Source organism: Candidatus Poriferisocius sp., assembly GCF_965204015.1.
GTDB lineage: Bacteria > Actinomycetota > Acidimicrobiia > Acidimicrobiales > Bin134 > Poriferisocius.
Map to the genome: position 1 here is coordinate 3707278 of NZ_OZ241965.1, position 10598 is coordinate 3717875.

Below are 10598 nucleotides of genomic sequence, written 5' to 3' on the forward strand. Positions count from 1 at the left end.
ACCATGTGAGTCTCAAACAATCACCGACTCGAACCGCTCAAGAAGCGGCTCAGGCGGCGACCCGGCTTGCCCGCCAAGTGGCGGTGGCGCTGGGAGACTTAGACCTTTCACCCTCACAGTATCGCCTGCTGTTGTTCTTATCGGAAGGAAACGCCGCCGCGTCGGCGGTGGCTGGTCGGCTGGCGGTGAGCCGGCCCAGCGTGACGGCGCTGGCTGACGGGTTGGAAAGACGGGGCTTGCTCCAGCGGAAGTCCGATCCCGCCGATCGCCGCAAGGTGGCCCACGAGCTGACCGAGGCCGGGAAATTGGCGCTAGCTGCGGCCGACGACGCGGTGGCCGAGCAGATTTCCGCTATCGCGGGCCATCTTGACGCTGACCAGGCCGATCAGGCCTTGGAGGGGCTGGCCCTCTGGAATGAGGCGCTTAACCGGGCTCGCGGTCAAGGGGCAGCTCAAAAGTGACCACGACCGAGACCGGGCCTGTCGGCATTCCGGAGCTCGAGCCCGACCAGACAGGGGCTCAGTCAGAAATACCCGAATTCGAACCGATCGCGGTAGCGGCCCAGTACGAGCCCCCAACCGCGGGGATCGACCCCGACCGAACCAAGGGCTGGATGAAGCGGCTCATGCCGCTGCTTCGGGCCCATCGGCGGACGCTGGTCATCGGGGTGGTCACCGGCGTGTTCGCACTGGCCACCCAGGTCGCGGTGCCGGCCGCAGGTCGCTCGGCGGTGGACGCGGCCATCACCGGAGATCGCCGGGGTCTGTGGATCGTGGCGGTACTCATCGGGGTGTTCGGCCTCGGCCGGCTGGTGTTCGGCGGGGTCAACCGCTTCTACCTGTTCAAGCTGGGCTGGGACGTGGAGACCGACCTGCGGGCCATCATGTACCAGCACCTCACCCGCCTGTCGTTCTCCTACTACGACCGCACCCAGTCGGGAGACGTCATCTCCCGGGCCAACAGCGACATCCGGTCGTTGCAGCTGTTGCTGGCGTTCGGACCGCTCATCAGCATGAACTTGCTGATGTTCGTGATGGCCCTGGGCTTCATGCTGTACATCCACCCCTGGCTGGCGCTGGCCGCGCTGGCCCCGCTGCCCGGCGTCTATTGGTTCGGCCTCAAGTTCCGCAATCAGGTGTTCCCGTTGTCGTGGGTCACCCAGGCTCGCATGGCCGATTTGGCCACCATCGTGGACGAGAACGTCAACGGCACCCGGGTGGTGAAGTCGTTCGCCGCTGAGAAGCGCCAGATCGCCCTGCTGGGACGGTCGGCGCAGCGCATCCAGTGGACCAACGTGGAGATCGCCAAGAGCCGATCCCGCTGGAATCCAATCATCGAGTCGCTGCCCCGGCTGGGCACCGCCATGGTGGTGCTTTACGGGGGCTGGCTGGCCATCGAGGGAATAGTGTCGGTGGGAACGCTTTTGGCCTTCAGCGCCTACGTGATCATGCTGCAAGTGCCCTTCCGCATGGCCGGGTTCGTGCTCATGCAGGGCCAGCGGGCCAGCGCCGCCGCCCAGCGGATCTACGAGATTCTCGACGAGGTGCCCGAGATCGTCGACTCGGCCGGCGCGGTGGACATCGTGCAGCCCCGAGGGCAGGTGGACTTCGAAGAGGTCTGTTTCGGCTACAACCCCGAGACCCCGGTGTTGGACGACTTCAACCTGCACATCGAGCCCGGCGAGCGGGTGGCCATCGTGGGCAGCACCGGGAGCGGCAAGTCGACGGTGGCCCGGCTGCTGGACCGGTTCTACGACGTGGATGGCGGGTCGGTGCGCATCGACGGCCTCGACGTGAGGGATGTGACCCTGCGCAGCCTGCGCCACACCGTCGGGCTGGTGCTGGACGAGCCGTTCCTGTTCTCGGCATCGGTTCACGAGAACATCGCCTACGGTCGCCCGACCGCCTCGCGCACCGAGGTGGAGGCCGCCGCGTCGGCCGCCCAAGCTCACGGGTTCATCAGTGAACTGGCCTACGGCTACGACACCGTGGTGGGCGAGCGGGGCTACACCCTGTCGGGCGGTCAGCGCCAGCGCATCGCCATCGCCCGCACGCTGCTGGCCAATCCCAAGGTGCTGGTGCTTGATGACGCCACCAGCGCCATCGACGTGACCGTGGAGGAGGCCATCCACCGGGCGCTGCAAGAGCTCATGGCCGACCGCACCACCATCATCATCGCCCACCGGCTGTCCACCATCAGTCTGGCGGAGCGGGTGGTGGTGCTGGATGAGGGCCGGGTGGCCAATTCGGGGACCCACGCCGAGCTTTTGGCCACCGATCCCCACTATGTGGAGATCCTGGCCCGCCACAGCGACGACGAGTCGGGCGATGTGTCGGGCAACGGCGATGGCTTCACGACTTCTTGGAATGGGCGCTAATGGGGTGGGGAGGATACTTCGGGGGTCCCCAGGCCCAGAGCGCGGCCCGCGACGCGGGGCTCCCCCACGCCGGTGTGCCCGGCAACCTGCGGGTCCAAGTCGAGGAGGTGCTGAGGGACGAGCCCGACTATCCGCCGGTCGAGGTGGACTTCAGCCACCGCCAACCGGCCGATCCGCCGCTGACGCTGCGCTCTCTCCTGTGGCCCTTCCGGCGCCAGCTGGCGGTGGCGCTGCTGCTGGTGGTGATCGAGTCGGCCATGATGCAGTCGGGGCCGCTTTTGGCCCAGATCGGCATCGACCACGGCGTCAGCTCCGGCAACGTGCGGCTTCTGCTGGTAGTGGCCGCCGTGTTCATGGGTACGGTGCTGGCCCATGCGCTGAGCTCATCGCTGCGCATCCGCTACACCGGGCAGCTGGGAGAGCAGCTCATGTATGCCCTGCGGATGCGGGTGTTCTCCCACTACCAGCGGCTGTCGCTGGACTTCTTCACCAGAGAGAAGGCGGGCGTACTGATGACCCGCATGACCAGCGACATCGAGGCCCTGACCGTGCTGTTCCAAGAGGGTTTGGTGAACTTCGCCGTACAGGGACTGGTGCTCATCGTGATCACCGGCGTGCTGTTCTATCTGAACCCGCTGCTGGCGCTGCTGACCTTGGTGATCGTGGTTCCCGGAACATTCTTGCTCAGCATCTGGTTCCGCAAGGTGTCCGACCGGTACTACGGGCTGGTCCGAGACCGCATTGCCGAGGTGCTGGCCGACCTCCAGGAGAGCCTGGCCGGGATCCGGGTGATCACCGCCCACAACCGCCGACGCCACAACATGGTTCACCACACCAACGTGGTAGGGCGGCATAAGGACGCCAATTTGGCCGGGGTGCGGGCGGCGTCCATCTACGCCCCCACCACTGAGGCCATCATGATCATCGGTCAGGCCATCTTGCTGGTGATCGGCGGAACCATGGTGGTCAACGGCAGCCTCACCGCCGGGGAGCTAACCGCCTTCGTGCTCTATCTGACCTTCTTCTTCGCCCCTATCCAGCAGCTCGTGCAGCTCTACAACGGCTACCAGCAGGGGCAGGCCTCGGCCAAGAAGCTACGCGAGGTTCTGGAAAACGAGCCCTCGGTGGCCGAAGCGGCCAATGCGGTGGATCTGCCCACCATCGAAGGGGAGATCACCCTCGACCGGGTGAGCTTCGGCTACGACGACGACACCCCGGTGCTGCACGACGTGAGCTTGCGGCTGGCCCCGGGCGAGAGCCTGGCCGTTGTGGGGCCCACCGGTGCGGGCAAGTCCACGGTGGCCAAGCTGATCGTGAGGTTCTACGACCCCCAGCAGGGGACGGTGCGCATCGACGGCTGTGATCTGCGGACGGTGACGCTGGCTTCGCTGCGCCGCCAGTTGGGGGTGGTCCCCCAGGAGCCTTTCTTGTTCTACGGCTCTATCCGGGACAACGTGGCCTTCGCCCGACCCGATGCCTCGATGGCCGAGGTGCTGGAAGCTTGTCGGGTGGTCGGACTGACCGAGTTGCTGGAACGGCTGCCGGATGACGTCAACTCCCAGGTGCACGAGCGGGGGGCGTCGCTGTCGGCTGGCGAGCGGCAACTGCTGGCGCTGGCCCGGGCGTTTCTGGCCCGGCCCCGGGTGCTGGTGCTCGACGAGGCCACGTCCAATCTGGACCTGCGGTCGGAGTCCAAGATCGAGGCTGCCTTGGATGTGGTGCTGGAGGGGCGGACCGCCATCATCATCGCCCACCGACTGGCCACCGCCATGCGGGCTGACCGGATCGCGGTGGTGGAAGACGGCCGGATCACCGAGATCGGCACCCACGACGAGCTGGTGGCCCTGGGCGGCCACTACGCCGACATGTACGCCACCTGGATGGCCCACACCAACTGAGCGCGATGGACAGCCCGACGCGGACCTTGGCGCTTCGGATGGCCGACGTGGGGTTCACTCGCGACAAGCGGCCCATCCTGGCCGACGTCAACTGGGAGGTGGCCGACGGCCAGCGGTGGGTGGTGCTGGGGGCCAACGGCAGCGGCAAGACCACGCTGCTGCGGATCGCCGCGTTATACGAGCACCCCACCACCGGCACCGTGGAGGTGCTGGGCCAGCGATTGGGCGAAGTGGACGTGCGCCGGATGCGGCATCGGGTGGGGTTCGTGTCGCCCGCGCTGGCGCAGATGCTTAGGCCCCATTTGACCGCCGCTGACGTGGTGATGACCGCCCGCCATGGCGCGCTGGAACCGTGGTGGCACGACTACACCGACGACGATCGCGAGCGGGCGGAGAAGCTGCTGGAACAGGTGGGGGCGGCTGGCATGGGCGACCGCACGATCGACACCCTGTCGTCGGGCGAGCGCCAGCGGGTGCAGATTGCCCGCAGCCTGATGACCGACCCCGGCCTCGTGCTGCTGGACGAGCCGGCCTCCACCCTGGATTTGGGCGGCCGGGAGATGCTGGTGACCGACCTCTCCGGGCTGGCTGCCGACCTCGCCGCCCCTCCCCTGGTCATGGTCACCCACCGCACCGAGGAAATCCCCGCCGGCTTCACCCACGCCCTCTTGCTGCGCGACGGCGAGGTACTAGCCCAGGGCCCGTTGCAACAAGTGCTGACCTCCGAATCCCTCTCAGCCTGCTTCAACCTCCCCCTAGAACTAGAACATCGCAACGGCCGCTGGCACTCCCAAGCTTGTTGAGGGGGATCTCCCCGAAACTGTCATCACCACGATGTAATTTCAAGAGGTGGGATCTTCCCGGCTTAGACAAGGGACGGCTACCTCCAATTTCGGGGTAAGTCGGCGGGAAGGACATGATTCCTCCGCGTTCTACAGCCGGTTTCCGGTGCCGGAAATCAGCGAGGAAGATGAGGTCTCCGCTCCGACTTGTGTCGACCAACTTTGGGTGGGCGATGCGCGCAAGATGGACCTGTCTGGCGAGATCGCCGACAACTCAGTTGCACTCGTGGTGACTTCTCCCCCCTACTTTGTGGGCAAGGAATATGAGGAAGCAGTCGGACAAGGCCATATACCCGCCGACTACGTGGATTTCCTGGACATGCTGGAAGAGGTCTTTTCCCAGTGCGTGGCCAAGCTGGAACCGGGCGGACGTCTCGCGGTAAACGTGGCCAACTTGGGCCGTCGCCCGTATCGGTCCTTGTCGGCCGACGTGACGGCCATACTCCAAGACCGCCTGGGGCTGCTGCTGCGGGGCGAGGTGATCTGGCACAAGGCGAAGGGGGCTGGGGGCAATTGCGCATGGGGCAGCTTCAAGAGTCCTGGCAATCCAGTGATTCGCGACCTCACCGAGAGGGTGGTGATCGCCTCCAAAGGTCGCTTCGACCGAGCCCTCACCGCAGCCGAACGGGCTAGCCGAGGGCTGCCGTCGGAGGGCTCCATATCGGTAGACGAGTTCATGGAGGCCACCACTGACGTGTGGGAGATTGCCGCCGAGTCTGCCTCCCGGGTGGGGCATCCCGCCCCGTTCCCCGTGGAACTGCCCGAACGGTTGATCAATCTCTACACCTACCCAGGCGATCTGGTGCTCGATCCGTTTATGGGCGCCGGTACAACTGCTGTGGCCGCTCTTCGTGCCGGGAGGCACTATGTCGGATTCGACACCGATTCCGAATACCTAGCCATAGCTGAACAGCGCATCGACGAAGAGCGAATACGGCTTCAGAGCATGGGACGAGATCGCGTCGTCGCGGGCATTCTTGGAGAGAATGGAGACAAGGCACGCGATCTTGCCCGATCTGTGCTGGAATCTGAGGGCTTTCGAGTGGTCAGAGAACGGGTGCGTCTCCCATGCGGAGTTGACGTCGACTTTGAGGCCGCTGACCACCATGGTGAACCGTGGCTGTTCGACGTGGCAGGTGCGTTCAGCATCACTCAGCGACCCGGGCTGCGCCGAGCAGACACGCTGTGGAAGGCATTGGGCAAGGCCGCAGTCCTGCACGCCGACGGACAGAACCCTCCGCTTGTGCTGCTGACCACCGACCTTCCCGCCCCCAACAGCCCCGGACATCGAGCCCTCAAAGCAGCTACCGGCGCGGGCAAGCCGGTCCACGACGTGATCGAAATACAGGACCCTGACGACGTATCTCGTCTTGCCGATTTGGCTCGCGGTCAAGCCTGAGCGGACCGCTACCCCTAGAGCGAGATGACTTGGCCGCCTTGTTGGGTGGCTTGCCAGCGGAGGGCTTTGCGCTCGGCGAAGCCGATGCCGCCGTTCATGATCAGCGCGATCAGGGCCAGGATGAACACGATGGCGAACGTGTCGCCGTAGGAGAGCTGGTTGGCCGCGGTGATGAGGCGCTGGCCGAGGCCCCGGCGGGCCGAGAAGATCTCGCCGAACACCACCGCCAGCACCGAGATCACCGCCGACAGCCGCAGCGCGCCGAAGACTGCCGGGGTGATGCCGGGCAGCGTGACCTTGGTGAAGAGCTGGCGCTGGGATGCCCCCATGGTGCGGGCCACCAAGTCCAAGTCGGGGTCGACCAGGGCCACCGCGGCTTGGGTGGGCACCTGCACGATGAAGAACACGATGATCACGGCCAAGACCACCTTGGAGGTCTCGCCCACGCCGTACACGATCAAGATCAGCGGCAGGAAGGCGATCTTGGGCATGGCGTTGATGATGACGATAAACGGCCCGAATGTCTTGGACAATCGCTGGAAGCGCCCCAGAATGATGCCGATAACCAATCCGAGGATTGAGCCGATGACGAAGCCGAACAGCGCCTCCTTCACCGTGACCCAGAGGTCTTGCCAGAACAGCTTCTCGTGGTAGATCTGGGTGAAGTACTCCCAGGTCTCCCCGGGGCTGGCTCGGAACGTCTCGGGCACATCGGGGAAAGGCTGGATGCCGGCAATCGAGAGCCATTCCCAGCCGTTCCAGACCACTTCGTAATGCCACAGCGCCCAGATCCCGAACAGAATCCCGATCCTCAATATCTGCACCGGGATGTCGAGCTGGCGCAGGCGGTATCTCCAAATGGACTCTTGGGGGATCAGCGCCTCCACTTCTTCCTGGCTGAGCGCGTCGGCCAACCCGACTTGGTCGGCCATATCGGCTTCCCGAGGCTCGTCGACGTCAGACGATCTCACCGCGCAACTCCTCCCAGATCCTGTGCTCGGTCTCTCGGAAGACCGGGTCGAAGCGGAGCTCGTCGATCACTCGGGGCCGGGCCAGATCGACGATGGTGTCCGACTTGATGCGGCCGGGGCGGGCGGTCATCACCACCACCCGGTCGGCCAGCAGCACGGCCTCTTCGAGGTCGTGGGTCACGAAGATCACCGTCTTGTGGGTCTCGTACCACAGCTCCAAAAACTCAGACTGGACGGTGAGGCGGGTCTGGGCGTCGAGGGCCCCAAAGGGCTCGTCCATGAGCCACAGGTCGGGGTCGATGGCCAGCGTGCGGGCGATGGCCACCCTCTGGCGCATGCCCTGGCTGAGCTGAGACGGGAACGAGTCGGCGAAGCCCTCCAGTCGCAGCTTGGACAACAGCTCCATGGCCCGCTCGCGCCGCTCTCCCCGGGGCACGCCCCGGAACTCAAGGCCGAGCTCAACGTTGCGGCGAGCCGTGCGCCACGGGCTCAGCCCCGAGCGGGCCAGCATGTAGCCGATGTCGTCGCTGGGGCCGTCGATCTCCTCGCCATGGCGCATCACCGATCCCCGGGTGGCGCCGATGATCCCGGCCAGCATGTTCAAGATGGTGGTCTTGCCGCAGCCGCTCGGCCCCACCACGGCCACGAATTGGCCGGGTGGGATGGAGAGGTCGATGTCTTGGACGGCGAGTACCGGCTCGTCTTTGGGGTGATCGCCCCCGAAGATGAGGGTTACATCCTTCAGTTCGACTGCTGGATTCACAACGCCACCATCAAGACACCTTAGTCAGCCCCTCCGGTCGGGCGACCTGATCACAGGCCGCCCGACCAGTAGAGGGGTGTGTTATGGAGAAACCGTGAAATCGTCGAAGTCCTGGGCCTCTTCGAGGATGCCCCGGCCTACCGCGTAGTCCACGTTGTTCTGGAGCCGGGCAGGCTGGAGAGCGCCGTTGAGCGACAAGCTCCCGATGTTGGAATCGAAGATCGTCTCAGCGACTGCACCTTCCAAGCTGAGGAAGTCTCGCATGTACGCCAAGACCGCTTCACGGTTAGCGGGATTGCGCATGAAGTCCATGGCTTGGCGGGATGCCCTGGCGAATATGGCCACCGTGTTGGGGTTCTCCTCGGCGAACTGCCGGGAAGTGGTGTTGACCAACGACGGCCAGTCGAGCTCCGTCGGACCCTCCCCGGCTCGCAGGGCAAACGGAGCGTAACCGATGTCGTCGACCGCGGCCTGGCTCAAACCGGGCTCGAAGGTGATGGCCCAATCCACCTCGCCGGACGACAATGCGGCCAGCGTGGTGCCCGACAATCCGGTAGCGATATAGGTGGCGCCGTCAGGATCAAGACCGGCGGAGTCGATCAGCTGACGGGCGATCTGTTCGGCCGCCGCGCCGCGGGCCACTACGCCGACGTTGGTGCCCTCAAGCTCTTGCATGGCGCACTGCCAGTCGCCCTGTTCGCAATCGATCGGTCCGAAGTTGTTGGACACCACGATGTCGAAGAAGTGCTTGTCCACCAACTGCTGGAACATCACGACGTCGAAGCCGGCGTTGCGGATGCCCAGCATGTTGTCGGGCGTGTTGCCCACAAACTGGACCTCACCGGCGATCAGCGCCGCGGCGTTGGCCGGACCAGAGGGACACTGGATGAACTCGCCGGTGACTCCGCGGTCGGAGAGGAATCCCTCCTCAACTGCGATATGGGCGATCATGCCGTTGAACGATGGTGCCTGGCAGATGCCAACCGTGGTCGCCTCCGGCACAAGCGCTGCCGGCAGGATCACATCGATGCCCGGGCCTACTGCGAATTCGCCGAATTCCTGGGCTGCGCCGAGGATGCCCCGGCCCACGGCGTAGTTGACGTTGTTGGTGATCCTGACTGGATCGAGTTCAGCGGTCACCGTCATCGAGCCGATGTTGTTGTCGAATATGTACGCCGCCATTTCAGGGTCGAGGCCCAGATGGGCGTCCAACTCCTCCAGGACCGCGTCGCGGTTGGCCGGGTCGCGCAACCACTCCATGGCCTCGAGGATCGCGGCCCGGTAGTGCAAGACGGTGTTGGGATTGGCGTCCCAATAAGAGCGTGCGGTGAGCATGATCGCCGATGGCCAGTCCAGTTCGGTCGGACCGTCGCCCGCCCGCAGCCGGAACGGGGCGTATCCGATGTCGTCGAGTTCGGCTGTGCTCAAACCGGGCTCAAAGGTGATGGCCCAATCCACCTCGTCGGCGTCCAAGGCGGCCAGCGTGGTGCCAGCCAAGCCGGTGGCGATGTAGGTGGAGTCGTCGGGGTCGAACCCGGCAGAGTCCAAGAGCTGGCGGGCGATCTGCTCGGCGGCGACCCCTCGGGCGACAACGCCAACTCGGGTGCCGTTGAGCGCGGCCATGGCGCATTCCCAATCGCCCTGCGGGCAGTCGATTTCGCCGAAGTTGTTGCTGACCACAATGTCGAAGAAGTGGTTGTCGACAACCTGGGCGAACATCACCACGTCGAAGTCAGCGTTGCGGATTCCCAGCATGTTGTCGGGGGTGTTCAGGGCAATGTCAACCTGCCCGGAGACCAAGGCGGCGGCTTGGGCAGCACCGGAGTGGCAGGCCACGAAGTCCATCTGGAATCCCCGGTTCTCAGCGAAGCCCCGATTGGCCATCACCTTGGCATAGATCTGGGTGAACGACGGCGCGTCGCACACCGTGACCACGGTGTCTTCGGGCGGACCGATTTCCTCAATGACAACGGCATCGTCGGCCATGTCGTCGCCGGAGTCGTCGGCGGCTCCATCGTCGCCGGAGTCGTCGGCCATGTCGTCGCCGGAGTCGTCGGTAGCTCCATCGTCGCCGGAGTCGTCGGCCATGTCGTCGCCGGAGTCGTCGGCCATGTCGTCGCCGGAATCGTCCGTGGACGGTGCCGGACCCGTTCCAGGGTCGTCGTCATCATTGCCACAGGCGGTGGCAACCAACGAAAACGCCAACAGAATGGCGAAAAGCGAATACAGCCAGGAACGCGTCTTCATGGAGTCCCCCTCGGGCAGGCGCGATTGCGCGACGTTCAGGGCGATAGTTCAGCACTAATAAATTGGAAGCGCAAGATTTACGGTTGGGCGCGCTACTACGC

The 10598-nt window shown here is 65.0% G+C and carries 8 protein-coding genes; 5 read left to right on the plus strand and 3 right to left on the minus strand.

The features are described 5' to 3' along the window. Positions 1 to 5 precede the first annotated feature (5 nt). The 5 genes from ACOGJC_RS16775 to ACOGJC_RS16795 all read left to right on the plus strand — a co-directional run bounded on the left by ACOGJC_RS16775 (position 6) and on the right by ACOGJC_RS16795 (position 6516). Complete coding sequence (locus ACOGJC_RS16775; protein ID WP_419846139.1) at positions 6 to 461, plus strand: MarR family winged helix-turn-helix transcriptional regulator; 456 nt, start codon at positions 6 to 8, stop codon at positions 459 to 461. Then, positions 458 to 2377, plus strand: coding sequence for an ABC transporter ATP-binding protein (locus ACOGJC_RS16780; protein ID WP_419846140.1), 1920 nt, complete (start codon positions 458 to 460; stop codon positions 2375 to 2377). Before ACOGJC_RS16775 ends, ACOGJC_RS16780 begins: the two co-directional genes overlap by 4 nt. Further along, positions 2377 to 4275, plus strand: a complete 1899-nt coding sequence (locus ACOGJC_RS16785; protein WP_419846141.1) for an ABC transporter ATP-binding protein — start codon at positions 2377 to 2379, stop codon at positions 4273 to 4275. The genes ACOGJC_RS16780 and ACOGJC_RS16785 overlap by 1 nt, the downstream gene beginning before the upstream one ends. Before the next feature lie 5 nt (positions 4276 to 4280). After that, a complete protein-coding gene (locus ACOGJC_RS16790) occupies positions 4281 to 5078 on the plus strand; it encodes an ABC transporter ATP-binding protein (protein WP_419846142.1) in 798 nt (265 codons plus the stop codon). 223 nt (positions 5079 to 5301) lie between these two features. Continuing rightward, positions 5302 to 6516 carry a DNA-methyltransferase gene (locus ACOGJC_RS16795; protein ID WP_419846143.1) on the plus strand — a complete coding sequence of 405 codons (1215 nt, stop codon included), beginning with the start codon at positions 5302 to 5304 and terminating at the stop codon, positions 6514 to 6516. A 14-nt stretch (positions 6517 to 6530) separates the two neighbouring features. On the opposite strand, the gene ACOGJC_RS16800 is transcribed toward ACOGJC_RS16795, so the two are convergent. The 3 genes from ACOGJC_RS16800 to ACOGJC_RS16810 form a co-directional block, all read right to left on the minus strand. After that, entirely contained in the window at positions 6531 to 7487 is a 957-nt protein-coding gene (locus ACOGJC_RS16800) for an ABC transporter permease (protein ID WP_419846144.1), read from the minus strand. Further along, entirely contained in the window at positions 7474 to 8250 is a 777-nt protein-coding gene (locus ACOGJC_RS16805; protein WP_419846145.1) for an ABC transporter ATP-binding protein, read from the minus strand. The genes ACOGJC_RS16800 and ACOGJC_RS16805 overlap by 14 nt, the downstream gene beginning before the upstream one ends. Positions 8251 to 8331: 81 nt before the next feature. Next, positions 8332 to 10497 carry an ABC transporter substrate-binding protein gene (locus ACOGJC_RS16810; protein WP_419846146.1) on the minus strand — a complete coding sequence of 722 codons (2166 nt, stop codon included), beginning with the start codon at positions 10495 to 10497 and terminating at the stop codon, positions 8332 to 8334. Between the last annotated feature and the right edge of the window lie 101 nt (positions 10498 to 10598).

Excerpts from the sequence above, each read along its gene's own strand:
- ACOGJC_RS16785 (WP_419846141.1), top strand. The coding sequence starts at position 2,377 with ATGGGGTGGGGAGGATACTTCGGGGGTCCCCAGGCCCAGAGCGCGGCC.
- ACOGJC_RS16790 (WP_419846142.1), top strand. The coding sequence starts at position 4,281 with ATGGACAGCCCGACGCGGACCTTGGCGCTTCGGATGGCCGACGTGGGG.
- ACOGJC_RS16795 (WP_419846143.1), top strand. The coding sequence starts at position 5,302 with ATGGACCTGTCTGGCGAGATCGCCGACAACTCAGTTGCACTCGTGGTG.
- ACOGJC_RS16810 (WP_419846146.1), bottom strand. The coding sequence starts at position 10,497 with ATGAAGACGCGTTCCTGGCTGTATTCGCTTTTCGCCATTCTGTTGGCG.